The sequence below is a fragment of the Allopusillimonas ginsengisoli genome (assembly GCF_004153455.1).
In the GTDB taxonomy this organism is placed as follows: Bacteria; Pseudomonadota; Gammaproteobacteria; order Burkholderiales; family Burkholderiaceae_B; genus Allopusillimonas; species Allopusillimonas ginsengisoli.
The window spans coordinates 206,409-230,416 of sequence record NZ_SDQE01000003.1 but is presented as its reverse complement, the minus strand read 5'-3'; the positions used below and the strand labels follow the sequence as shown (position 1 = coordinate 230,416).

At 60.1% G+C, this 24,008-nt stretch carries 20 protein-coding genes; 12 read left to right on the top strand and 8 right to left on the bottom strand.

The window, feature by feature from the left end:
- The first annotated feature begins 75 nt into the window (after window positions 1-75).
- Window positions 76-1,299, top strand: a complete 1,224-nt coding sequence (uxuA, locus tag ERE07_RS09145) for a mannonate dehydratase (protein ID WP_130008509.1) — start codon at window positions 76-78, stop codon at window positions 1,297-1,299.
- Window positions 1,296-2,804: a mannitol dehydrogenase family protein gene (locus ERE07_RS09140; protein WP_209021120.1), complete on the top strand. Its 1,509-nt coding sequence runs from the start codon at window positions 1,296-1,298 to the stop codon at window positions 2,802-2,804. The genes uxuA and ERE07_RS09140 overlap by 4 nt, the downstream gene beginning before the upstream one ends.
- 53 nt (window positions 2,805-2,857) lie before the next feature.
- Here the strand turns inward: ERE07_RS09140 and ERE07_RS09135 are convergent, their stop codons facing one another.
- From ERE07_RS09135 to ompR, 3 genes are all read right to left on the bottom strand, one after another.
- Window positions 2,858-3,406, bottom strand: coding sequence for a peroxiredoxin (locus ERE07_RS09135; RefSeq protein ID WP_130008508.1), 549 nt, complete (start codon window positions 3,404-3,406; stop codon window positions 2,858-2,860).
- 129 nt (window positions 3,407-3,535) lie between these two features.
- Window positions 3,536-4,942: a sensor histidine kinase gene (locus tag ERE07_RS09130; RefSeq protein WP_167670793.1), complete on the bottom strand. Its 1,407-nt coding sequence runs from the start codon at window positions 4,940-4,942 to the stop codon at window positions 3,536-3,538.
- Between the two features lie 31 nt (window positions 4,943-4,973).
- A complete protein-coding gene (ompR, locus tag ERE07_RS09125) occupies window positions 4,974-5,708 on the bottom strand; it encodes an osmolarity response regulator transcription factor OmpR (RefSeq protein ID WP_130008507.1) in 735 nt (244 codons plus the stop codon).
- A 293-nt stretch (window positions 5,709-6,001) separates the two neighbouring features.
- Between ompR and tsaB the strand changes: the two genes are divergently transcribed.
- The gene (gene tsaB / locus ERE07_RS09120) at window positions 6,002-7,330 is read left to right on the top strand and encodes a tRNA (adenosine(37)-N6)-threonylcarbamoyltransferase complex dimerization subunit type 1 TsaB (RefSeq protein WP_130008506.1); all 1,329 of its coding nucleotides are present in this window, start codon (window positions 6,002-6,004) and stop codon (window positions 7,328-7,330) included.
- Window positions 7,327-8,208, top strand: a complete 882-nt coding sequence (locus ERE07_RS09115) for a uracil-DNA glycosylase (RefSeq protein WP_245153583.1) — start codon at window positions 7,327-7,329, stop codon at window positions 8,206-8,208. The genes tsaB and ERE07_RS09115 overlap by 4 nt, the downstream gene beginning before the upstream one ends.
- A gap of 17 nt (window positions 8,209-8,225) precedes the next feature.
- Here ERE07_RS09115 and lplT read toward each other — a convergent pair whose 3' ends face one another.
- Window positions 8,226-9,539 carry a lysophospholipid transporter LplT gene (lplT, locus tag ERE07_RS09110; RefSeq protein WP_130008505.1) on the bottom strand — a complete coding sequence of 438 codons (1,314 nt, stop codon included), beginning with the start codon at window positions 9,537-9,539 and terminating at the stop codon, window positions 8,226-8,228.
- 252 nt (window positions 9,540-9,791) lie between these two features.
- Between lplT and smc the strand changes: the two genes are divergently transcribed.
- From smc to ligA, 3 genes are read left to right on the top strand one after another with little or no spacing between them, the layout of a single operon-like run.
- Entirely contained in the window at window positions 9,792-13,316 is a 3,525-nt protein-coding gene (smc, locus tag ERE07_RS09105; protein WP_167670791.1) for a chromosome segregation protein SMC, read from the top strand.
- A 37-nt stretch (window positions 13,317-13,353) separates the two neighbouring features.
- Window positions 13,354-14,376, top strand: coding sequence for a cell division protein ZipA C-terminal FtsZ-binding domain-containing protein (locus ERE07_RS09100; protein ID WP_130008503.1), 1,023 nt, complete (start codon window positions 13,354-13,356; stop codon window positions 14,374-14,376).
- A complete protein-coding gene (gene ligA / locus ERE07_RS09095; protein WP_130008502.1) occupies window positions 14,373-16,463 on the top strand; it encodes an NAD-dependent DNA ligase LigA in 2,091 nt (696 codons plus the stop codon). The genes ERE07_RS09100 and ligA overlap by 4 nt, the downstream gene beginning before the upstream one ends.
- A 69-nt stretch (window positions 16,464-16,532) precedes the next feature.
- Here ligA and ERE07_RS09090 read toward each other — a convergent pair whose 3' ends face one another.
- Genes ERE07_RS09090 through msrB form a run of 4 tightly spaced genes read right to left on the bottom strand, consistent with a single transcriptional unit; the run spans window position 16,533 to window position 18,573 of the window.
- A complete protein-coding gene (locus ERE07_RS09090) occupies window positions 16,533-17,309 on the bottom strand; it encodes a peptidylprolyl isomerase (protein WP_130008501.1) in 777 nt (258 codons plus the stop codon).
- A 27-nt stretch (window positions 17,310-17,336) separates the two neighbouring features.
- Window positions 17,337-17,600 (bottom strand): BolA family protein, encoded by a 264-nt coding sequence (locus ERE07_RS09085; protein ID WP_130008500.1) that lies wholly within the window; start codon window positions 17,598-17,600, stop codon window positions 17,337-17,339.
- Window positions 17,600-18,181: a septation protein A gene (locus ERE07_RS09080; RefSeq protein ID WP_130008499.1), complete on the bottom strand. Its 582-nt coding sequence runs from the start codon at window positions 18,179-18,181 to the stop codon at window positions 17,600-17,602. The genes ERE07_RS09085 and ERE07_RS09080 overlap by 1 nt, the downstream gene beginning before the upstream one ends.
- The gene (gene msrB / locus ERE07_RS09075) at window positions 18,178-18,573 is read right to left on the bottom strand and encodes a peptide-methionine (R)-S-oxide reductase MsrB (protein WP_130008498.1); all 396 of its coding nucleotides are present in this window, start codon (window positions 18,571-18,573) and stop codon (window positions 18,178-18,180) included. The genes ERE07_RS09080 and msrB overlap by 4 nt, the downstream gene beginning before the upstream one ends.
- On the opposite strand from msrB, the gene ERE07_RS09070 reads away from it, so the two are divergent.
- The 5 genes from ERE07_RS09070 (at window position 18,572) to ERE07_RS09050 (ending at window position 23,917) form a co-directional block, all read left to right on the top strand.
- Window positions 18,572-18,760 (top strand): hypothetical protein, encoded by a 189-nt coding sequence (locus ERE07_RS09070; RefSeq protein WP_130008497.1) that lies wholly within the window; start codon window positions 18,572-18,574, stop codon window positions 18,758-18,760. The genes msrB and ERE07_RS09070 overlap by 2 nt on opposite strands.
- A 124-nt stretch (window positions 18,761-18,884) precedes the next feature.
- Window positions 18,885-20,054 (top strand): ABC transporter substrate-binding protein, encoded by a 1,170-nt coding sequence (locus tag ERE07_RS09065; protein ID WP_167670789.1) that lies wholly within the window; start codon window positions 18,885-18,887, stop codon window positions 20,052-20,054.
- A 152-nt stretch (window positions 20,055-20,206) separates the two neighbouring features.
- Window positions 20,207-21,244, top strand: coding sequence for a branched-chain amino acid ABC transporter permease (locus ERE07_RS09060; RefSeq protein ID WP_130008496.1), 1,038 nt, complete (start codon window positions 20,207-20,209; stop codon window positions 21,242-21,244).
- Between the two features lie 4 nt (window positions 21,245-21,248).
- A complete protein-coding gene (locus ERE07_RS09055; protein ID WP_130008495.1) occupies window positions 21,249-23,117 on the top strand; it encodes a branched-chain amino acid ABC transporter ATP-binding protein/permease in 1,869 nt (622 codons plus the stop codon).
- The gene (locus ERE07_RS09050) at window positions 23,114-23,917 is read left to right on the top strand and encodes an ABC transporter ATP-binding protein (protein WP_245153581.1); all 804 of its coding nucleotides are present in this window, start codon (window positions 23,114-23,116) and stop codon (window positions 23,915-23,917) included. The genes ERE07_RS09055 and ERE07_RS09050 overlap by 4 nt, the downstream gene beginning before the upstream one ends.
- The last annotated feature ends 91 nt before the right edge of the window (window positions 23,918-24,008 follow it).

The window sequence follows — 24,008 nt, the reverse complement described above, 5'->3', positions numbered from 1 at the left end:
AATTTCGTACTATCATACTTCCATACTAGTCGACATACAAATCGATTTTTGAACATCAGAAGAGGTAGCGGGAATATGAGGCAGACATGGCGTTGGTTTGGGCCCAAGGATACGGTTTCGGTAGATGACATGCTGCAGGCGGGTGTGCAGGGGGTTGTCACGGCTTTGCATCATGTGCCCGCCGGCGCCATATGGACCAAGGGCGAAATCGAAAAACGTAAAGCGGAAGTCGCGCAGATGGTCGATGGCTCTCCCTCGGGGCTGGTCTGGGAAATCGCTGAAAGTCTCCCGGTTTCGGAAGACATCAAAAAGCAGAAGGGCAATTGGCGCGCTCATATCGAGCATTACAAAATCAGCCTGCGCAACCTGGCGGCATGTGGCATTGAGGTGGTCTGCTATAACTTTATGCCTGTGCTTGACTGGACGCGCACCGACCTGGCCTGGCGGCTTCCTCACGGCGGCACCTGCATGCGATTTGATTTCACGGACTTTGCGGCCTTTGACATTCACATACTGAAGCGCGCCGGAGCCCGCGCCTCGTTTCCTTCACATATTGCCGAAGCGGCGGCGCAGCGATACGCCGACATGAGCGAGCATCGCAAGCAGCAATTGACTGCGAATGTCGTATTTGGCCTGCCTGGCTCAGCTGAACAGATGACGCTGGAAGGAGTGCGGCAGCATTTGCGCGAGTACGACAACATTGACGCCGACATGCTGCGGCGCCATTTCCAGGATTTTCTTGAGGAAGTCGCGCCGGTTGCCCAGGAGGTCGGCGTGCGCTTGTGCTGTCATCCCGACGACCCTCCCGTACCGCTGCTCGGATTGCCTCGCATTATGTCCACTGAGGCGGATTATGCCTGGCTGGTCCGCGCCGTTGATGTGCCCGCCAACGGTATAACGCTGTGCTCAGGCTCGTTGGGCGCGCGGGCCGATAATGATCTACCCGGGATCATGGAGCGTCTTGGCGACCGGGTACATTTTCTTCACTTGCGCAATGTGCGCCGCGAGACTGACCAGCTGTTCGGCTCGTTCTACGAAGCGGAACATCTGGGCGGCAACACAGACATGGTGGCCTTGATCGCCGCTGCCGTTAAAGAAGAGGAACGTCGCCGCCAACTTGGGCGCCCGGATCATTCCATTCCATTTCGGCCGGATCATGGTCAGGATCTCCTGGATGACCTCAAGCGCAAGGCGCAGCCAGGTTATCCGGCGATCGGAAGGCTACGGGGTCTGGCGGAATTGCGAGGCATAGTCACGACGATGCAGCATCCCGTCTTCGGTCTGGCGCAGGCAGAATGAAAACCGGCGCATCGTCTGCAGCGGCGGCCAGCGCCATGTCTTCCCGCCGTCTGCACAGTCTGGAAGGCATATGCGCTGGTGTAGACTTGCCTGCCTATAAGCGCGAACAGCATGCTGTGGGTATTGTGCATATCGGGGTAGGGGCCTTTCATCGGGCGCACCAGGCGGTCTACACCGATGACGCGCTGGCGCATGCCGGTGGAGATTGGCGCATTGTCGGCATCAGTCTGCGTGGCACCAGCGTGGTAGATGCTCTGGCGCCACAGAAAGGTCTTTACACGCTGCTCATCCGTGGCGAAGGCGGTACTCAGGCGCGCGTCGTCGGTAGCTTGGCGGGCGTGATCGCTGCGGTGCGAAATGGGCAAGCGGCGCGCGATGCGTTACTCGACCCGAATGTCCGTATTGTGAGCCTGACGGTGACAGAAAAGGCCTATGGCATAGACCGTCGCAGCCGCTCTGTTGACCAAACGCACCCTGCTATTGCGCATGATCTGACGCATCCGGACGCGCCCACGGGCGTGATAGGAATGATTGTTCATGCATTGCGTCGCCGACGCAGTTCGGGTATTGCGCCATTCACTGTCTTGTGTTGCGACAACCTTCCGGAAAATGGCAGGCTGCTGCGGGCGGGCGTGATCGATTTTGCCTCGCGCCTGGATCGCCCCCTCGCGAAATGGATAGCGCAGGACATTGCGTTCCCGTCCACGATGGTGGATCGCATTACGCCGGCATCCAGCGAGGCAACATTGCTCGAGGCTAAAGCCAGAACGGGATTCGAGGATTTCGCCGCTGTCGAGACAGAAGCGTTCAACCAATGGGTGATAGAGGACTGCTTTCCCGCTGGCCGGCCTGCCTGGGATCAGGCGGGCGTGCTCATGGTCAAGGACGTCGCGCCCTATGAAAGGATGAAACTGCGTATGCTCAATGGCGCGCATTCGCTGCTCGCCTATGTCGGCAATATCCTGGATTATCGTTACGTGCGCGATGCCATGCAGGATGGCCTGATGGTCGCGCTGCTGCGCGCGTATATGGCGCAGGCGGCCAAGACGCTGGGACGGCTGGAAGGCGTAGATTTCAAGCAGTATGAAGATGCCTTGATTGCACGTTTTTCTAATCCCGCGATAGCGCACGAGATTCGGCAGATAGCCATGGATGGCACAGAGAAACTGCCCCAACGTATCCTCGCGCCTGCCGGCGAAGCGTTGGCAAACGGACAGGATATCCGCCTGTTCGCGTTCGCCGTGGCCGCCTGGATGAGGCATTGCCTCGGCGCGTCGGAAACGGGGCGGCCGTACGAACTGGATGATCCTCGCGCGGCGGAAATCCGCGTACGGATCAAGGGGAAGGAAGCGGACGCATCGGCGCTGGCGCGAGCCTTGCTGGATATGCCCGGATTGTTTTCGCCGGACCTGCTGCAGTCATTGGCCTGGAAACAGCAGGTCATCGACCAGTTGGCTGTGATGCTGAGCCAGGGAATGCGCAGGGCGATGTCGAATTTGATTTGACCGGAAAGCAGTCGGCCAGCCGTGATAGGGAGGACATCGCCCCGGCGCCGGTATCAGAGCGTGCCACCGCCTACAGAGCGGTTGCACGGGCACAGTTTTTCGGTTTGCAGGGCGTCGAGCAGGCGCAGAACCTCTTCGGGATTGCGGCCTACATTGACGTGATTGACCGACACATGCTGGATGATGTTGTCCGGATCAACAATAAATGTCGCGCGGTGGGCAACGCCTTCGGCTCTGTCGCGGATGCCCAGCTGGTCTACCAGCGCGCCGCCGGTGTCGCCGAACTGGTAGTGGGCAAGCTTGGCAAGTTCGGGGTGCTCGCGCCGCCACGCCAGCTTGACGAATTCGTTGTCAACGGAACCGCCCATCAATATGGCGTCGCGGTCGTCGAAATCCTGGGCCAGATTATTAAAGCCCACGATTTCGGTGGGGCAGACGAAAGAAAAGTCCTTGGGATAAAAATAGATGACTTTCCACTTGCCAGGGAAGGAGCTTTCGGTGATGTCTTCGAAGGCGGAGACGCCGTTTTCCTCATACTGTGTGAAGCCAGGCTTGACGCCTGCGACTTTGAAAGGTTCGAGTTTATCGCCTATGGTTTTCATCGGGAATCCTATCGATATTTGATGGGCGCATGATGCCAGCCCTACACTGATTCTACGCGATAAAAAGGGCGTGCGTCAGCGCCCTGTGGCGAGGCTGAAATGCGGCCCGGGCGGGACGCGAAGGCGGCCTCAGGTGCGTCCCGAGGAGGATTCCGGCTGGAAGTTGCGGCTTCTGACTTTGGGGATTTCAATGCGGGCGATAAGACCGCCTGTGGGCCTGGAGACCAACTCCAGTTGCCCGCCGACCTGTCCGAGCAAGCGCTCGACGATGGCCAGCCCCAGGCCAGCGCCGCTGACGCCGGTGCGGGCCGACTCTCCGCGCGAGAACGGCCTGAGCAATCGTTGAACATCGGTCGCGGCAATGCCGGTTCCCTGGTCGCGCACTTCGATGGCCAGCATATTGCCGCGCTGCTGGGCCACCAGTTCGATGTGCGCTTTTTGATCCGAGGGCGAGCGCCCATAGCGCCGCGCGTTCTCGATAAGATTGCTGACGATACGTTTGAGATCATGCGCATTGATCTTGGCAATGAGATGGGGCTCGATCGATTGGGTCAGGGTATCGCCCAGCGACTCTGTGTGGCTGCGCTCACGTTCATACAGATCCCGCAGCACAGTGGACACGTCGACGCCTTGCTCGGGAACCAGGCCGGCTGGCCTGGCGTACTCCATGAGCTGGCCGATACTGTGGTCGATCTGTGCAAGATCTTCGTCGATAGCCTGGCGGGCCTCGTCGCTGACCGTGCTCATCTCAATCTCAAGACGCATGCGTGCCAAAGGGGTGCGCAAGTCGTGCGAGATGCCGGCCAGCATGATTTCACGGTCTGCTTCCGTTTGCCGGATGTCCCGGGCCATGCGGTTAAAGGCAATATTCATGTCGCGGATCTCGGCAGGGCCTTTTTCCGGTAGCGGCGAGGGCGTTTGCCCTCGCGCCAGCTGGCGCGCAACTTGAGCGAGTTGGGCCAGCGGCCGATTGACGAAACGCACGCTGACGGCAGCGCCAATCAATGCCAGCAGCAAGGCGGTCAGGCCCCAGCCCAGCCATTCGGCGCCTGCCGTCAGGCCCAACTGCTCACGGTCGAACACCAGCCAGTATCTGTCGTTGTTGATTTCAAAGCTGACCCAGACCCCCTGGGCCTGGTTGACGGACCACATCACGCTCGTGTCTATGCCCAACCGGTCCTTGATCTCGGCGGCAACGTGGTTCCAGTAGTTGGAGTTGGGCAGCGGCTCGAGCGTATCGGTTTCTTCGCGGGGTTGCACCCGCAGGCTTTCCTTGGTTGCAAGATCAAGCAGCAGGGCGGGCCGTACGCTGGGCGGCGCGTAGATAAGGGCGGAGCGGGTAATACTGACGGCCGTCACCACGCGCTGGGCCATTTGGGTGGCGCGCGGTCCTTCTTCCATGCTGAAGAAAACCTGCAGCCATGCGCCCAGGCTGACCAGCATCAATCCTGCGAGCAGCAGGAAAGAGCGGCTGAACAACCCGAGACGCACGCGTGGCTGCTTGATGCCGGAGTGCGGCGGCGTGGTGCGGGGCATGAAGAGGCCTGCTCAATTCAGGGGCAGGTAATCAGTGGCCTCCGTCGGGCACGAACACATAACCCAGTCCCCAAACGGTCTGAATGAATACTGGTTTGGACGGATTGGGTTCGACCAGTTTGCGCAGGCGGGATATTTGCACATCAAGACTGCGGTCGAAGGCTTCGTACTCGCGGCCGCGTGCGAGCTCCATAAGCTTGTCGCGCGACAGCGGGATCTTGGGATGCCGGGCGAATACCTTGAGAACAGAGAATTCGCCAGTGGTAATGGGCACCTGCTCGTTATTGCGGGTGAGGGTACGAGTGGATAGATTCAGCACATAGGGGCCGAATTCAATGGATTCGTTCTCCTGGCTGGGCGCACCGGGGTGTTCTTCTGTGCCGCGACGGCGCAGGATGGCGTTGACACGGGCCAGCAGTTCGCGAGGGTTGAAGGGTTTGGACAGGTAGTCGTCAGCCCCCATCTCCAGCCCCACGATGCGATCGATTTCTTCGGCTTTGGCCGTCAGAATGATAATGGGCGTATTGTCGTGACCGCCGCGCAGTCGACGACAGATGGACAGGCCATCTTCGCCGGGCAGCATCAGGTCCAGCACGAGCAGATCGAAGTGTTCGCGCTGCCAGAGCTTGCCCATTTCCTTGGCGTCTTCGGCGACGAAAACGTTAAATCCTTGCTCCGACAGATAGCGGCGGAGGAGGTCGCGCAGACGAGGATCGTCGTCGACGATGAGGATTTTGCGAGATAAGGTTTGGTTCTGAGTGTTCATGGGGAAAATGTAACAGGGTAGAGTTAACCCGGATAGTGGGTTGTAGCAACAAATTACATCTTATTCGTTCAGTACGAATTGCGGTTACAAATGGCGCGGCCGGAGAGAAACCCTGGCAGCAACCACGAAAGAAGTGACGTATGCGGATAAACGAACTCGTCCGGCGCCGCCCCCGTTGCCTACAAGGCTATTTTAGCTACTACCGCCGTAAAACGGTATCTTTTTAAGCTTGCCGTCATATTGTGCCCGGGGGAAGGGCTTAAATTATCCGGCAGCGATTAAAATAGCTTCCCATGACACTACATATTCTTGCTCTGGAAACTTCTTCCAGCCTGTGCGGCGTCGCGCTGCTGTCCTTTGGCGATGCAGAGCCCGCGTTGCGCGTGCTTGAGCACGACGCGACGGCCGAGCACGCGGAACGCCTGCTGCCTATGGTGGATGCGTTGCTTTCACAGGCCGGCATCACGCGAAGCCAATTGTCCGCGGTTGCTTTCGGTCAGGGGCCGGGCGGGTTTACCGGATTGCGGGTTGCGTGTGGCGTGGCGCAAGGCATAGGTTTTGCGCTGGGTATCCCGGTATTGCCGATTTCGTCGCTGCTTGCCGCGGCCGCCGCTGATTTCGCGTTGCAGCAAGCGCAAGGCGGTCAGGGTATCGGTTCCGAGGGCGAAGTGCGGGTGGTCGTGCAGGACGCCCGCATGCAAGAAGTCTATATGGCTGCCTATGTTGCTTTTGCCGATCAAGAAGAAACCGCCTGGCTGCAGATCCAGGAGCCGGTATTGCTGAGTGCCGGCGATGTCGGAATCTGGCTGGATCAGGCCTATGCGCGCAGGCCGGGCCGCTATCGGGTCCTGGGTGATGCCCTGCAGGCCTACCCTGGCCTGAACGAACTGGTGGTGGGTCGCGAAGCGGTCGAGCTTGGGCTGCCGGTGCGTGCCGACGCGGGCACGGTGGCGAGGCTGGCGCGTCAAAACTGGCTGGCTGGCAGGCTGACGCCGCCTGAACATGCCGCGCCGGTATATGTTCGCGACAAGGTCGCCTTCACCACCGCGGAGCGCGAGCAGGGTGCCGGAGGTAATCCACGCGCACAGGGCCTGGCCCCGGCCGCCGGCTCGGGCGCGTCCGCCGAGCTCGCGATTGTTCCCATGACCGAGGCGCACCTGGATCAAGTGGCCGATATCGAGCGATTGGTCCAGTCGCATCCGTGGTCCCGCAATAATTTTGCCGATGGCTTGAAGGCGGGCTATCGCGCGCTGGTCGCACAGCGCGATGGTCATACGCAGGGATTTTTCATGCTGATGCTGGCGCCCGATATTGCCCATTTGCTGGTGATCGCTGTCCGGCCGGGCGAGCAGGGCAAAGGAATAGGCAGCCGACTATTGAGCTGTTGCGAGCATGAGGCGCGCTCGCGGGGTTTGCCCGCCATCATGCTGGAAGTCCGCCCCTCCAACGGCAAGGCGCTGCATTTCTATCAGTCGCGTGGCTACCGCCTGCTGGCAACCCGCAAGGACTATTACCCTGCGGGCGACGGGCGCCGCGAGGACGCCTATGTCATGAAAAAAGAACTGGCCCCGCCGGAAGTCGCTCGAAATGTCGCAGGTATGGGCGAAAGGGCGGTGTCGTGAGCGTCCCGCGTCTGAGCTCGCTTCAGTGTGCCTGGCTGCAGGAAATCGGCCTGGACAAACGCATGCTTGCGCATTTTCTTGTCGAGGCGGCACCGTTTCCTGACACGCCGGCTGCGGTGGCGTCGTCAGCCACGGGGCGTGCCGAACCGGCAGCCGTCGATCAGGCCGCGCCGGTTCCCGCGGCTGAGGGCTTGCAGGCGGCGCCTGTGGCGGCGGCCATGGCCAGCCTGGGCATGGGCGTGGCGGCGAAATCACGCACGCCTGCTGCCGACACACAGTTGCCGGTTGACAAAAGGCCAGCGCGTGGGCCCATGCCTCACGACGAAATCGCGTTGCGGCACTATATGTCCGACTGCCAGGATTGTGCGCTGAACACCGCCCGCAGCAAGGTCGTGTTTGGCGGCGGGCACGTCGAATCACCCGACTGGATGGTGATTGGCGAAGCGCCCGGTAACCGGGACGACCGGGAGGGGCTGCCTTTTCAGGGCAAGGCGGGCCAGCTATTGCAGGCCATGCTGGCTGCCATAGGCATACGCCAGGATGCGCCAGTCTTTTTCACCAATATCGTCAAATGCCGCCCGCTCGGCAACCGTCCGCCCACGGCGGACGAAATCGCTGCCTGCAAGCCCTACCTGATGCGGCAGATCGAGATCATTCAGCCTGCCCGCATTCTGGTCTTGGGAAGGCTTGCCGCTCAAGTGGTGCTGGGGCGCGATGATGCGTTCGACGCCTTGCGTGGGCATATTCATCAGTTGCATACAGAACAGGGCCGGGATATTCCCGTGGTGGCAAGCTATCACCCTGCGTCGTTGTTAATGCGTCCACAGCACAAGATCGATGCCTGGCACGATCTCAACCTGGCTAAACAGCTGGTTTAGCCAGATGGGGTGATGCGCTAGGGATGCCGCCGCAGCGCCTGCCCGTGGCCGTGCTGGCCGATCACGTTGTCCAGCCCAGGGTTTGCGCGATGATTGAATTGGTTCCACTGGATGATGACGAGCATCAGAATGGCAACCAACAGGCCAAAAAGAATGATGATGGCGTTGATGGGGAGATTGAGCCAGAGCAGGAAACTGTAAAACGCCAGCATCAGCAGGATATTGAGCTGTTCATTGAAGTTCTGTACGGCGATGGAGTGGCCGGCCGAAAGCAGCACATGCCCCCGGTGCTGCAGCAGGGCATTCATGGGCACGACAAAAAAGCCCGACAGCGCCCCGATCAGGAGCAGCACGCCATAGACGGACCAGCGATCATGCACAATGGGCATCAGCATCACAGCGAAGCCCATGGCGACGCCCATTGGCAGTACCCGTAATGCGCGTTTCAGTGGCACCTTGCCCGCCAGGATGGAGCCACCGACGGTTCCCAGGGCCGCTATACCCATCAGCAGCGATGCCTGATCCAGGCGGTAGCCAAGGTGGCGGGCGCCCCATTCGATCACGATGAACTGCAAGGTTGCACCCGCGCCCCAGAACAAGGTTGTGACAGCCAGTGAGATCTGGCCAAGCTTGTCGCTCCAGAGAATGCGCACATAACCGCCGAAGGTGCGGATGAGCGCAACGGGGTGGGTCTGTTGTCTGGGATAGCGCACGTTCGTGCGGGGAATCAGCAGGTTGGTGGCGGCTGCCAGCAGGTAGACCACGCCGATGATGAAGATGGCGGCTTCTGTCCGGTTGTGTACGTATTGGCCCAGCCATTCATGCTGTAGCATGGCAGAGGACACGCGTGGGCTGATCAGGATGCCCCCTAGCACGGTTCCCGCGATAATCGACAGTACCGTCAGGCCTTCAATCCAGCTGTTGCCTTTGACCAGAAGCTCCGGCGGCAACATTTCGGTGACGATACCGTATTTGGCGGGAGAATAGGCGGCTGCACCGATGCCCACGAGGGTGTAGGCGCAAAATACCAGCAGCAACTGGTGGCTTTCGCCCAGCCCGAAGCTCTGGTGATGAAACATCACAAGACAGCCTGCGACTTTGATGGCGTTGGTGATGAACATCACGCGGCCCTTGGGGTAGGCATCGGAGAACGCCCCCACAAAGGCAGCCAGCACGACGTAGGCAAGGGCGAACCACCATTTCATCATCGGCGCCATCCAGTGCGGGCCGTGAAGATCGGCTATTAACGCTATGGCAGCGATCAACAGCGCGTTGTCTGCCATCGACGACAAAGCCTGGGCTGCCATCACCAGATAAAAGCCTTTTTTCAATGGAGCGTCCAGTAGGTTGATACGGTGCCGGATGTTGGCAAACGGCAAAAAATGTTAACGAGTATAGCCTTGGCAGCAGGTTCGAATTGAAAATGATACCGTGTTTTGACGGATCAACCTGTCCTGGGGCGCAGGTGCGTTATCATACGATCCGGTTGTACAGACCAGCCCGCATGACGTTTAGTCGCCATGGTTTTTTGTGGCGGTCACCCGTCGGCGGGGCCGCCGACCTTTTTTTACCATTACCTTATTGTGCGCCTTACCCAGATAAAACTTGCCGGTTTCAAATCTTTTGTCGAACCGACAGTTATACCCACGCCCAGCCAGATGGTCGGTGTGGTGGGGCCTAACGGTTGCGGCAAATCCAACATCATTGACGCGGTGCGCTGGGTGCTGGGCGAAACAAGGGCTTCGGAACTGCGTGGCGAGTCCATGCAGGATGTCATTTTCAATGGTTCAGGCAATCGCAAGCCGGCCGCTCGCGCATCGGTAGAGCTGGTTTTCGACAATTCCGAAGGAAGAGCCGCGGGCCAATGGAGCACCTACGCCGAAATCGCCGTCAGGCGTGTCCTCACTCGCGACGGCACGAGCAGCTACCTCGTCAACAACCAGCAGGTGCGTCGGCGCGACATTCACGACATCTTCCTCGGGACCGGCCTGGGCGCGCGCGGCTATGCCATCATTGGTCAAGGCATGATCAATCGGTTGATCGAGGCCAAGCCTGAAGAACTCCGGGTGTTTCTGGAAGAGGCAGCGGGGGTGTCGCGCTATAAGGAGCGGCGCCGCGAAACCGAAAACCGCCTCACTGACACGCGCGAAAACCTCACGCGTGTCGAAGATATTCTGCGCGAGCTGACCAGCCAGCTCGAGAAACTGGAATCCCAGGCGGAGATCGCGCAGCAATATCGGGGTCTGCAGGAAGAAGGCGAGCAGAAACAGCATGCGCTTTGGCTGCTCAAGGAAAGCAAGGCCAAGGAAGACCAGCAGGCCAGGTTTCTGGCAATAGAGCAGGCCCAGACAGAGCTTGAGCAGTCCATCGCCGGGTTGCGCGCGGGCGAGTCGGCGCTCGAATCTCGCAGGCAGGCCCATTACGCTGCAAGCGATGCAGTACACGCCGCGCAGGGCCAGTTGTTCGAGGCGGGGGCCCAGGTCAGCCGTCTGGAGGCCGAAATCCGGCACGTGGTGGATTCCCGCAATCGTGTTCAGGCCCGACGCACCCAGTTGCAAACGCAAATGCAGGAATGGGCAGACCAGCAAATCCACTGCACCGAACAAATCGCTCAGGCCGAAGCCGAGCTCGAAGCCGCAGCCGCCCGCACAGAAGAGGCGCGCGCAGCCGTTGACGACGCTCAGGCGCTGTTGCCTGATATCGAAACCCGCGTGCGCACGGCCGCCGCGTCCCGCGACGAAATGCGCGGGGTGTTGGCCAAAGTCGAGCAGGAGCTCGCTCTGGTTGCCCAGGTGCAGCGCGATGCGGACAGGCAGTTGCAGGCGCTGGAATTGCGTCAGGAGCGGCTCGAGCAGGAACTGCGCAGCATGGATACTCCTGATCCCGCCGAGCTGGAGCGGCTCGAAGGCGACAGTGCCGCCATGGACGAGCAGTTGCAAGAAGCGCAGGGGCAGTTGCTTGAGATCGAAGAACGCCTGCCCGAACTCGACGAGCAGCGTCGCGCCGCACATGCCGCATCGCAACAAGAAGCGCAGGCAGTTGCGCGGCTGGATGCGCGGCTGGCGGCACTGACCAAGCTGCAGGAAGACGTCCAGAAGCAGGGCGCGCTCGAGCCCTGGCTGGCACATCACGAATTGAATGGTCTCGGACGCCTTTGGCAGAAACTGCACGTGGATGCAGGCTGGGAAACCGCGCTTGAATCCGTGCTGCGCGAACGCATGTCGGGCATGGAGCTGCGCCAGCTGGAGCACGCGCGCGCTTTCGCGGACAATGCGCCGCCGGCCCGGCTCGCGTTTTATCAGCTTCCCGTGCCGGGCGCCGCCGCCGCACCTGCAGCGGGGCTGACACCTTTGGCCGGCGTGCTGCGCATCAGTGATGCGGAGTTGCGCACGTTGCTCAATGATTGGCTGCGCAATGTTTATCTATGCGCCGATATCGACACGGCGCTTTCAAGCCGTGCCGAACTGCCCGAAGGCGGCCTGTATGTGGTCAAGGAAGGGCATTTGGTGGACCGCCATAGCGTGCGGTTTTATGCGCCGGATTCCGAGCAGGCCGGCCTTCTGGCCCGGCAGCAGGAAATCGAGAATCTGCAGCGCGATCTGAAGGCGCGGCAGCTTATCGCCGATCAGGCTTTGGGTGCTGCTGCCAGGGCGGATACGGCCTGGCAGCAGGTTTCGCAATCGCAGGGGCCGGCTCGCCAGCGTGTGGCTGAGCTTACGCGGCGCCTTCACGATGTGCAGATGGAGTATTCCCGTCAGCGACAGCGGGCAGAGCAATCGGGCGAGCGCGCTGGTCGAATTCGCGAAGAGCTTGCGGAAATCAAGATTCAGACCGAAGACGTGCTGGCTCGTAAAGCAGAAGCGGAAGCGCGCTTCGAAGCGCTGGACATTCAGCTTGGCGAGCATCAGTCGCGTTTTGCCGATGCCGAGATCTCGGGTGAGGATCTTCAGGCCCAGGTCGACAAGGCCAGGCAACAGTTGCGTGACCTTGAGCGTGCTGCCCACGAATCCGAGTATGCCGAGCGTGCGTTGCAGACACGAATCGCCGATCTCAAGCGTAATCTGCAACTCGCCGCCGATCAGGCGCAGCGGGCAAATGCGGAGCTGGAAGGGCTGCAGGGCGAGCTTTTCGAACTGGATGCGTCCGCCACCCAGGCGGGGTTGCAAGAGGCGCTTGAATTAAGGGCTGAACGCGAAGAAGTGCTCAATCTGGCGCGCATCGAGCTGGATAATCTTGCCGCATCGCTGCGCAGCGCAGACGAGGAGCGCGTTGCGCTGGAACGTTCGCTCGAGCCGCGACGTGCGCGCATCATGGAACTGCAACTGCAGGAGCAGGCTGCGCGCCTGGCCGTTGAGCAGTTTGCGGAGCAGCTCGATGCCCACGAGGTCGACCGGGCCGCACTGCGCAGTTTGCTGGAAGACCGGCCCGATGAGTGGCGCCGCAGCAATTGGCTGCAGTCCGAGGTGCAACGGATTACACGTGTGATCGAAGGCTTGGGGGCGGTCAACCTGGCTGCCCTGGACGAATTGCAGACGGCGCGCGAACGCAAGCAGTTTCTGGATGCCCAGCATCAGGATCTGACGCTGGCGATCGAAACCCTCGAAGACGCGATACGCAAGATCGATCGCGAAACGCGGGAGCTGCTGCAAGCGACCTTCGATACAGTGAATGGCCATTTCGGTGAATTGTTTCCACGCCTGTTCGGTGGCGGCGAAGCCAAGCTCATCGTCACGGGCGACGAAATCCTTGATGCCGGTGTTCAAGTCATGGCGCAGCCGCCGGGCAAGCGCAACAGCACGATTCACCTGCTGTCGGGCGGCGAAAAGGCACTGACGGCGACGGCGTTGGTATTTGCGCTGTTCAAGCTCAATCCCGCGCCTTTCTGCCTGCTGGACGAGGTGGATGCGCCCCTGGATGATGCCAACACCGAGCGCTATGCTAGCCTGGTGGGCAGCATGAGCGAGCAGACTCAGTTTTTATTCATTTCCCATAATAAAATTGCCATGCAGATGGCCAGACAACTGGTTGGCGTTACCATGCAGGAACAGGGCGTGTCGCGCATTGTTGCCGTCGACATCGAGTCCGCCCTGCAGCTGGCAGAAGCCTGATGGCAGGCGTGCACAAACGTAACGGCGGGGCCCCATAATGAGTGACTTGCAAATAGGTTTAATTCTCCTTGGTGTCGTATTGATACTGGCTGTGCTCATCTTCAACTGGTGGCAGGACAGGCGCGTACGGCAGAAAATGCAGGAACATTTCCCTGAACGCGAGCATGATCCGCTGATGGGCGGCAGTCAGGCCAGTTCAACACGGCGCGAACCGGGGCTTGGCGTGCGCGAGCCGGACGAGGCCCTGCCTGCCGATGACGCCGCCGAGGTTGACCCGGCGACCGAAGCGGTGATCGATATTGTCTTTGCCCAGCCCGTCTCGTCCGAACATCTGCATCAGGCCACGCAGGCATTGCATAAAGTCGGCAATAAACCCGTGCGTATCTTCGCCGAGCGGGACGGCGGTGGCCATCGTGCCCGGCTCAGGCCGCATGAGCACTACGTATCGATGCAGCTGGCCGTGCTGCTGGCCAATCGCAGTGGGCCGCTCTCAGATATCGAGTGGTCTCAGTTGTGGGCGGTTGCCCAAAGCCTGGCCGAACGGTTCGACGGGGCGATTGAAGGGCCCGAGCAGGCGCCTGTCTTGCAGCAGGCGCAGGAGCTCGATGCCGTGTGCGCAGGTCTGGATGCGCAAGTGGGGCTGACGCTGCGCCTCTCCGATAATCGCTCCCTGCCTGATATTTCGCGCATTCTCAAAGAAGTCGGCTTCTTGCCCTATGGTGGCCAACTGGCCTGGATGTCCGATCAGGGCATCCCGCGCTTTACCGTGCTATTCGACGGCGTACATCTGCAGGATGTCCAGACAGACGGGGTGGAGCGTATTGATCTGCTGCTGGATTTGCCAAATAGCCCCTCGGATGAACAAGCGTTCAGTCGAATGGCAAGCGTAGGCCGCGACCTCGCGCGCCGTCTCGATGCCGAGCTGCTCGACGATCAAGGGCATCCGGTGTCGGGCGGGGCGGATCAGGCCATTGATGGCCAACTGCTCGACATGTACACCAGGCTGTCGCAGGCTGGCTTCCAGTCTGGCACTGAGCGCACCGTCAGGATTTTCTCATGACGGCAGGCGGCAGCGGGCTGTCGCCTGCGCAACGCCTGGATGATCTGCGCAGCGAAATCGCCGACCATAATCATCGTTATTATGTGCTGGACGACCCGATTGTCTCGGATGCCGAATACGACCGGCTCATGGTTGAGCTGCAGGCGCTGGAGCAGGCGCATCCGGATCTCATCACGCCAGACTCGCCTACGCAGCGTGTGGGGGCGCAACCGCTTTCGGCGTTTTCCAGCGTACGCCACGCCGTGCCCATGCTATCCCTGGGCAACGCATTTGCCAGCGAGGATATCGATGCCTTCAACAAACGCGTGGCCGAAACGTTACGGGGCGCGGGGCTGGCAGGCGCTGACGGGCTGGTCGAGTATGAAGCAGAGCTCAAGTTCGATGGCCTGGCAGTCAGCTTGCGTTACGAGCAGGGCGCCCTGGTGCGAGCGGCCACACGCGGCGACGGGCGTACCGGCGAAGACATCACCAGCAATATTCGCACCCTGCGATCTGTGCCGTTGAAGCTGCGCGGGGACTACCCCGACGTGCTGGAAGTACGTGGCGAGGTCTTGATGAACCGTCGTGACTTTGATCGCCTGAACGAGGCTCAGCAAAAACGGGGCGACAAGATTTTTGTCAATCCGCGCAATGCGGCGGCGGGCAGCCTTCGTCAGTTGGATCCGCGTATCACGGCAACGCGTCCGCTGCGGTTTTATGCCTATGGCTGGGGTGAATTGCGCATCGTCCGCGATGGCCAAGTTGAACTTTTTCGCCAGGAAGGCGGCGAATCAGGCCTGCCGCGCGACACGCACGCCGGCATGCTCGACTGGCTGGCTGAACTGGGATTGCCGGTCAGTCCGCATCGACAGATCGTGCGGGGGGTGGAAGGCCTGCTGGGTTTTTATGATGACAAAGGCACGCACCGAGCACAGTTACCCTTTGATATCGATGGCGTCGTCTACAAGGTCAACTCGCTGCAAGCTCAAGGTGTGTTGGGTTTTGTCGCCCGTGCGCCGCGCTTCGCGATTGCGCACAAATTCCCGGCGCAGGAAGAAACCACCCGGCTGATGGACATCGAAGTGCAAGTTGGCCGCACGGGCGCCATCACACCGGTGGCGCGCCTGCAGCCGGTGTTTGTGGGCGGCGTGACGGTAACCAACGCCACGCTGCACAACGAAGACGAAGTGCGCCGCAAGGATGTGCGCATCGGCGATACCGTGATTGTGCGCCGTGCGGGCGATGTGATTCCTGAGATCGTGGGCCCGGTGCTGGATCTGCGGCCGGATGATGCGCGCCAGTTTGTCATGCCCACGCATTGCCCGGTTTGCGGGTCGGCCATCGAGCGTCCTGAAGACGAAGCCATTTCGCGATGCACTGGCGGGCTGTTTTGCGCAGCGCAGCGCAAACAGAGTCTGCGCCACGCGGCCGGGCGCAAGGCGCTGGACATTGAAGGCCTGGGCGAGAAACTGATCGACCAATTGGTGGACAGTGGCCGCGTCAAATCGCTGGCGGATCTGTTCACCCTCAAGGCCGAGGAGTTGTTGCTGCTGGAACGCATGGGGCGAAAATCCGCCGAGAATCTGGTCGAGGCGCTGGCGCGCGCGCGCAATCCGGAACTGGAGCGCCTGCTCTACGCGTTGGGAATTCGGCACGTAGGCGAAACGACGGCACGCGACCTCGCACAGCATTTTGGATCCGTGGAGGCTGTCATGGCTGCCGACGAAGAGGCATTGCTACAGGTGCACGATGTCGGCCCTGTCGTGGCTGGTTCAATCTCCCGTTTTTTTGCGGAGTCCCATAACCGTGAGGTGGTCGCCGAGTTGGCGGCTGCGGGTGTGCATGCCAGGGTCGAGCAGCGTCAGCCGACCGGTGCACAGCGTCTGGCTGGCAAGACACTGGTGCTGACCGGTACCATGCCTGCATGGACGCGTGACGAAGCGACCCGGCATATCCTGGCCGCTGGCGGCAAGGTCAGTGGCTCGGTATCCAGGAAAACAGCCTATGTCGTGGCTGGCGAAGAGGCAGGCAGCAAGCTTGCCAAGGCGCAGGAATTGGGTGTGCCGGTTCTGGACGAAGCGGGCCTGAAGCAGCTGCTGGGCATGTAAAAGGGCCGCTTCAGAAGCGGCCCCTGCCTGCGCAAGCCGCCTCCAGGGCGGCTATCCCGACCAGGCTGTTTACTTGATCGTTGCCTTCTTGACCAGGTCTTGCTGGAACTCGGCCAGTTCCTGCTGCCGCAGCATCTCTTCGAGCTGAGGCTTGACCTCTTCGAGCGTTGGGAATTTTACGTCGCGCACGTCTTCCACCTGGATGATGTGCCAGCCGAATTGGGTCTTGACCGGCGTGTCGGTCATTTGTCCCTTTTTGAGTTTCTCGACGGCTTCGGCAAACTCAGGCACGTAATTGGTCGCAGGGCCCCAGCCGAGTTCCCCGCCGTTTTCACCGCTGCCGGGATCCTTGGAGTTCTTCTTGGCAGCATCTTCGAAGCTGACCTTCTTGGCCTCGATCTGCGCGGTCAGGTCTTTGGCGGCTTGTTCGTCTTCGACCAGAATATGACGCAGCTTGTACTCATGCTTTCCGGCCTGGGTTTTTTTGATTTCGTCGTACTCGGATTTGAGCTTGGCGTCAGTAATCGGGTTTTTCTTGAGATGGTCAGCCATCAGCGCTCGTACCAGGATGCCCTGGCGCGCCAGGTCGATTTCCTGCAGTACTTCGGGTTGTTTGTCTATCCCCGCTTTTTCGGCGGCCTGCACCGCAACCAGACGATTGACCATTTCCTGTTTGACCTGGGTACGCAGCTCAGGCGTGTCTTGCGCGCCTTGCGAGATCAGCAGTGCCACAAACTGATCGAGTTGCTTCTGGGAGATGTCCTGCCCGTTGACGGTGGCCACGGTCTGCGCGAAGGCGGGCAGCGCAATGGCGCAACTGGCAGCGAATACAGCGAGTCGTTTCATGTGTTTCCTTTGGATTTCTAGGGGAATTCAGAATGGATCCCGGGCCTCGATGGCCAGGGCGTGGATGGGGTAAGGCATGAGGTCCTGGACACGGGCATAGACTAGCCGGTGGCGGGCCACTGTGCCCAGCCCTGCAAAGGCATCGCACCAGATCTGCACGCGGAAGTGGCTGGCGCCGCCGCGGGCGCCCGCATGTCCGGCATGCAGGTGAGATTCGTCGATGATTTCGAGCCAGTCGGGTTCCAGCTCCTGCAGGCGGGCCTGCAGCAGTGACTTGTGATCGTTGTGCATCAGGGTTGATCCTCAGGCTTGGGCAGCGGGTTGGGTGCGCTGGGCTCTTCCTGCATGTGACGGCCAAGCCAGATGGATTGGATGATGACGAACAGCAATAGCAGGGCCATGAGGCCAAAAACCTTGAAGTTTACCCATTGCGCTTCGGTGAAGTGGCCTGAGAAGGCGACATACAGATTGAGGGCGCCGGATGCCAGGAAGAAGCCCGCCCAGCTCAGGTTGAGCTTGTCCCAGGCGACGTCTGGCATGGCGACTTTGTCGCCAATCAGCTTGCGCATGAGGTTGCGCCCGAAAAACAGCCGGGCGCCCAGAAGGATACCGCCAAACAGCCAGTACAGCACCGTGGGCTTCCATTTGATGAAGGCATCATTGTGAAAGAACAGCGTAGCGCCCCCGAATACGAGAATCACCGTCAGGTTGATCCAGTGGGTGGCCTCGATGACTTTGCCGCGCGCCTTCAGCCAGATGAACTGAACCACTGCGGCGACAATGGCGACGGCCGTTGCGGTGTAGATGTCCGAGAACTTGAACGCCGCGAAAAACAGCAGCAGGGGAAAGAGATCGAAGAGGAATTTCTTCATGTGGCGGGTTCGAACTTGAGCGAAAGCGAGTTGATGCAGTAGCGCCGGCCCGTGGGAGGCGGCCCATCCGGGAATACGTGGCCAAGGTGAGCGTCGCACACATTGCACAAAACCTCGGTGCGCACCATGCCATGGCTGGTGTCGGATTCTTCACGGACATTGGCCGCATCGAGCGGCTCGAAATAGCTGGGCCATCCACAGCCCGCATCGAACTTGGTGTCGGACGCGAACAGTGGGGTTCCACAGCCAACGCAACGATAAATGCCGGGTGTGCGCGTATCCCAATAACGGCCGGTGAATGGCCTTTCGGTGCCTTTCTGGCGCACAACCGTGTATTCTTCGGGCGTCAGTTCGGCGCGCCATTGCGCGTCGCTCTTGACGATTTTTTCCATGACTGACCTATATAGACAGAAAACAGTACCAACCACCATGTTAATCGACTTTGGAACAGGCCGACAGGTTCCCGAAAAACACATGTTTTTTGCCGTCGGGAATCCCCTAGAAGAATTTACTGGCGGTTCTGCCATAATTCTGGTCATCCTTGATTATTACAACCTTAAAGTGTCTGGTAAATACTAATATTTACTTCAGACATAAAGTGATACTCTTAATCGGATGACGGAACATAATCTGTATAACGTTGAACACTGGCCGTCGATCCTGCCTGGGCGACGATTCCGGTCTTTTTCCTGGAGACAAGGTAATGAATATGAATAAGTCGGTCCGGTTGTCGGTGCTTGCCGGTGCTGTAGCGTTGGCCCTGCCGCTGATGGCATCGGCCCAGATCAAGGTGGGCATCACTGTTGCAAGTACCGGCCCCGCCGCTTCGCTGGGCATCCCCGAGCGCAATACCGTCTCTTTGCTGCCGACTGAAGTGGCCGGTCAAAAGATCGAATATATCGTTCTGGATGACGGCACCGATACGACAGTTGCCGTCAAGAACATGCGCAAGTTGATCAGTGACGACAACGTGGACGTCATTGTAGGCACATCGGTCACGCCAGGCTCGCTGGCCATGGTGGACGTGGCGGGCGAAACCAAAACGCCCATGATCAGCGTTGCCGCCAACGCAAAAATTGTCCAGCCCGTGGAAGGGCCTCGCGAATGGGTCTTCAAAACACCGCAGAACGATCAATTGATGGCTGGCGCGCTGGCCGATGCCATGGCCAAGCAAGGCATCAAGACACTGGGCTTTATTGGCTATACCGATGCCTATGGCGAGGGCTGGCTCAACGTCATGACTGAGGCAGCCAAGGCCAAGGGGATCGATATGGTGGCGGTCGAGCGCTATGGCCGTACGGACACCAGCGTAACCGGCCAGACGCTCAAGTTGATCGCGGCCAATCCTGATGGCATCCTGGTTGCAGGGTCGGGTACGCCGGTGGCTTTGCCGCAAAGCGAGCTCAAGAGCCGTGGCTACAAGGGCATCATGTACCAGACCCACGGTGCGGCCAATAACGATGTGCTGCGTGTCTGCGGCAAGGACTGCGAAGGCATGATACTGCCTGCCGGCCCGCTGTTGGTGGCTGATCAATTGCCTGACAGCAATCCGGTCAAGAAGAGCGCGCTCACCTACAAAACCAAATATGAAGACAAGTACGGCGAAGGCACGATCAACACCTTTGGCGGCCATATGTGGGATGCCGGCCTGTTGATCTCGCACGCCATTCCGGCTGCGCTCAAGACCGGCGCCAAGCCAGGCACTGCCGATTTTCGCAAGGCCATGCGCGATGCGCTGGAAAACGTGAAGGACCTGCCTGCATCTCAGGGCGTGTTCACCATGAGTCCGACCGACCATGCGGGCTTCGATGATCGTGCCCGCGTTATTGTGAAGGTCGTTGACGGCAAGTGGACATACCAGCCTGATCTGTAATGCGCGGTGTCGCAACGGCCGCCCTCAGCCAGACTGACGGGCGGCGCAAGAACAGCCGGCCGTGTGGCCGGTGTTTCTTGTCATGGTTCCGCTTTGGCGAGTAAGGCCATCGCGGAAAGCAATTCTGGTTTTAGAGGCATGGCAGCCCCCCGATGAATACAACAATCGTTTTGATACTGCTGCAGGATGGCGTCATGAACGGCGCCATCTATGCGTTGCTTGGGCTGGCGCTGGTCCTGGTCTTTGTGGTCACGCGCGTTATCTTCATTCCTCAGGGGGAATTTGTCGCCTTCGGTGCGCTGACGCTGGCCTTCATGGTCAATGGGCGTATGCCGGGCACGGTGCAGTTGTTGCTCATCATGGGCGTGCTGGCTTTTCTGGCGGAATGTCTGTCCAGCCTGCGCGCGCGCAACTGGTCCGGATTGGGGCGTACTGCCGTCTGGACCCTGGCGCTGCCGGCTGTGCTGTTCTTGCTGGCACCCTATGTGGTCTCCAAAGACACGCCACTCTGGCTGAATGTGCTGTTTTCGCTGGCGTTGGTCATCCCCATGGGTCCCATGCTGTATCGCCTGGTCTATCAACCGATTGCGGAAGCCAGTGTGCTGGTGTTGTTGATTATTTCGGTCGCGGTGCACTTTGCGCTTACGGGGCTGGCGCTCGTCTTTTTCGGCGCAGAGGGGTGGCGTACGCCACCCTTTATGGAGGGCTCGATACAGATGGGGCCGGTCAACTGGACGGCGCAAACCTTTTTCGTGTTGGGAACCTGTGCGGTGCTGATTCTTGCACTCTGGATATTTTTCGGACGCACGCTCTATGGACGGGCGTTGCGAGCAACCGCCGTCAATCGCCGGGGGGCAAGGCTGGTGGGTATAAGCACCAACATGTCCGGCAGCCTGACCTTCACGCTGGCTGCCGCCATCGGAGCGCTGTCAGGCATGCTGATCGCGCCGGTAACCACGGTTTATTACGACACTGGCTTTTTGATTGGCCTGAAGGGCTTTGTCGCCGCCATCTTCGGAGGATTGGTCAGCTATCCGGTTGCGGCGGGCGGCGCCTTGTTTGTCGGCATTCTGGAAGCGTTCTCATCTTTCTGGGCCAGCGCCTACAAGGAAGTCATCGTGTTTACGCTGATTATTCCGGTGTTGTTGTGGCGGTCGTTCGGCTCGCACCATACGGACGATGAGGAGTAAGCACATGAACCGACTATTACTGGCTGTCGTCATTATTGTGCTGGCTGTGCTCCCCGTATTGCCGGGCACCCCGACATTCTGGATTACGCATCTGAACTACATCGGGCTTGCCAGCCTGGTGGTGCTTGGCCTGATTGTCTTGACGGGTATTGGTGGGCTGACCTCTTTCGGCCAGGCGGCGTTCGTTGGAATAGGGGCCTATGCCACGGCCTGGATGTCCACCGCGCTGGGGCTGTCTCCCTGGGTGGGCCTGCTGGCGGGCCTGGCAATCACCTGCCTGGTGGCCTATGTGCTTGGTGCGATTACCCTGCGCCTGTCCGGGCATTATCTGCCGCTCGGTACGATAGCCTGGTGTCTTTCCCTGTACTACCTGTTCGGCAATCTGAATTTTCTGGGCCAGTACGATGGCATCGCCGGCATTGTCCCCATTGATGTGTTCGGGTTTTCGCTCAGCCAAGGCCGGCGCATCTATTATCTGATCTGGATTTTTGTGTTGCTTGCCATGTGGGCAACGCGCAATCTGCTCGATTCCCGTCCCGGCCGCGCCATACGGGCTCTCAGGGGCAGCGGCGGCATGGCCGAGTCGTTCGGCGTGAACATGGCCACCTACAAGGTCATCATCTTTGTTTATGCGGCATTGCTGGCCAGCCTGTCGGGCTGGCTGTACGCTCACATGCAGCGCGCCGTCAGCCCAAGCCCGTTCGGCCTGAACTACGGCATTGAATATCTATTCATGGCGGTAGTGGGCGGCACCGGCAGTGTTTGGGGGGCGGTCCTGGGTTCGGGCCTGATCCTGACGCTCAAGGACCAACTGCAGAACGTGTTGCCCAAGATCCTGGACACCAACGCCAACTTTGAGCTCATCGTATTTGGCGTACTGATGATATTGGTGCTGCAGTATGCGCGTCATGGAGTTTGGCCTATTCTCGCGACATGGTGGTCCACGGTGTTTGGCCGTGGCCAGGCGCGTGGCGGCGCCGCGCCGCGACAGGCGCCTGCGTTGCCCCAGCGGCCGCGCCCGGAGAAAGGCCGGCTGGTGCTGGAAGTGGATGCCATACGCAAGGAATTCGGCGGATTGGTGGCGGTCAATGACATTACCTTCAAGCTGAAGGCCGGCGAGATCATGGGATTGATTGGCCCCAATGGCGCAGGCAAGAGTACGACCTTCAATCTCATCAGTGGCGTGCTCAAGGCCACGCGCGGGCAGGTCAGTTTTCTGGGGCAGCGGCTTGATACGATGCCCGCCCGCGAAATCGCCAGTCTTGGGGTGGGGCGTACATTCCAGCACGTGCAGCTGCTGCCGACAATGACGGTGATAGAAAATGTCGCCCTTGGCGCCCACCTTCGCAGCAAAGTCGGCGTACTGTCCGCATTGCTGCATGCCGAGCGCAGTCAAGAGGCGCAATTGTTGCACGAAGCGGCGGTTCAACTGGAGCGCGTCGGGCTGGGTGAATATCTCTACGAACAGGCCGGGAACCTGGCGCTGGGCCAGCAGCGCATCGTCGAAATCGCGCGCGCGCTCGCTGCTGATCCGGTCCTGCTGCTGCTGGATGAGCCCGCGGCGGGCCTGCGCTACAAAGAGAAGCAGGCCCTGGCAACGGTGCTGGACCAGTTGCGCCAGGAAGGCATGAGTATCCTGCTGGTGGAACACGATATGGATTTTGTCATGAATCTCACGGACCACCTGGTGGTGATGGATTTCGGTACCAAGCTGGCGGAAGGCACGCCGGATGAGGTGCAGCGCAACCCTGCCGTGCTGGCTGCCTATTTGGGCGGGATTGATGATGATCTGGACCTCGCTGAACAGGCGGTTCCGGACGCGGCGCACAGCGGATCGGTGGGGCAGCCCCTCGCGAACGGGAGGCTGGCATGAGCGGTGTTGAAAAAAAGATGGGTGCGGATGTCTCGCAGGCCGATGCGCCGATTCTGCAGGTAAGGGGCCTGTCTGCGCGGTATGGCAAAGTGAACGCAGTGACCGATGCAAACATTATCGTGCCCCGCGGCAGTATTGTGACCGTGATCGGGGGCAATGGTGCAGGCAAGTCCACGATGCTCAATGCGATTATGGGTGCCTTGCCTGCTGCCGGCAACTGTTCTGGATCGGTGCAATATCTCGGGTCCGAAGTGTTGCCATGGGAGGTCGAGCGGCGTGTGGCCGGCGGAATGTCGCTGGTGCCGGAACGTCGTGAGCTGTTTGGCAGCATGTCGGTCGAAGACAATCTGTTGCTGGGCGGGTTCCGGTTGTACCGTGCCCGCAAGCCTGGCTGGAAGAACACCATGGAAGAAGTCTTCGAGATATTCCCGCGGCTGCGTGAGCGCAGGGCGCAAGAAGCCGGCACGCTGTCGGGTGGCGAAAGACAGATGCTTGCTGTTGGGCGCGCGCTGATGGCGCAACCCGAACTGCTGATGCTGGATGAGCCCAGTCTGGGCCTGGCGCCTCGTATTGTCCGTGAGATTTTCCAGATCATTGCCCGGTTACGCAGCACGGGCGTTGCCATCCTGCTCGTAGAGCAGAATGCCCGCGCCGCGTTGCAGGTTGCCGACTATGGCTATGTGCTCGAGACCGGAGAAGTCATTCTCGAAGGGCCGGCCAGGGAACTGGCGGATAATCCTCGCGTCATCGAAAGTTATCTCGGCTTGGGAAATACACGCAAGGACGCGATGCCTGTATAGCGACATCCTCGGGATGTTGTCCGTGGGGCCTTGGGCCGCAAAACAAAATGGACGCCTGCGTGGGCGTCCATTTTGCTTTGCTCAGCCCATC

Coding starts and splice junctions, on each gene's coding strand:
- uxuA (WP_130008509.1), top strand. CDS start 76: ATGAGGCAGACATGGCGTTGGTTTGGGCCCAAGGATACGGTTTCGGTA.
- ERE07_RS09140 (WP_209021120.1), top strand. CDS start 1,296: ATGAAAACCGGCGCATCGTCTGCAGCGGCGGCCAGCGCCATGTCTTCC.
- ERE07_RS09135 (WP_130008508.1), bottom strand. CDS start 3,406: ATGAAAACCATAGGCGATAAACTCGAACCTTTCAAAGTCGCAGGCGTC.
- ERE07_RS09130 (WP_167670793.1), bottom strand. CDS start 4,942: ATGCCCCGCACCACGCCGCCGCACTCCGGCATCAAGCAGCCACGCGTG.
- ompR (WP_130008507.1), bottom strand. CDS start 5,708: ATGAACACTCAGAACCAAACCTTATCTCGCAAAATCCTCATCGTCGAC.
- tsaB (WP_130008506.1), top strand. CDS start 6,002: ATGACACTACATATTCTTGCTCTGGAAACTTCTTCCAGCCTGTGCGGC.
- ERE07_RS09100 (WP_130008503.1), top strand. CDS start 13,354: ATGAGTGACTTGCAAATAGGTTTAATTCTCCTTGGTGTCGTATTGATA.
- ligA (WP_130008502.1), top strand. CDS start 14,373: ATGACGGCAGGCGGCAGCGGGCTGTCGCCTGCGCAACGCCTGGATGAT.
- ERE07_RS09090 (WP_130008501.1), bottom strand. CDS start 17,309: ATGAAACGACTCGCTGTATTCGCTGCCAGTTGCGCCATTGCGCTGCCC.
- ERE07_RS09085 (WP_130008500.1), bottom strand. CDS start 17,600: ATGCACAACGATCACAAGTCACTGCTGCAGGCCCGCCTGCAGGAGCTG.
- ERE07_RS09080 (WP_130008499.1), bottom strand. CDS start 18,181: ATGAAGAAATTCCTCTTCGATCTCTTTCCCCTGCTGCTGTTTTTCGCG.
- ERE07_RS09070 (WP_130008497.1), top strand. CDS start 18,572: ATGACTGACCTATATAGACAGAAAACAGTACCAACCACCATGTTAATC.
- msrB (WP_130008498.1), bottom strand. CDS start 18,573: ATGGAAAAAATCGTCAAGAGCGACGCGCAATGGCGCGCCGAACTGACG.
- ERE07_RS09065 (WP_167670789.1), top strand. CDS start 18,885: ATGAATATGAATAAGTCGGTCCGGTTGTCGGTGCTTGCCGGTGCTGTA.
- ERE07_RS09060 (WP_130008496.1), top strand. CDS start 20,207: ATGAATACAACAATCGTTTTGATACTGCTGCAGGATGGCGTCATGAAC.
- ERE07_RS09055 (WP_130008495.1), top strand. CDS start 21,249: ATGAACCGACTATTACTGGCTGTCGTCATTATTGTGCTGGCTGTGCTC.
- ERE07_RS09050 (WP_245153581.1), top strand. CDS start 23,114: ATGAGCGGTGTTGAAAAAAAGATGGGTGCGGATGTCTCGCAGGCCGAT.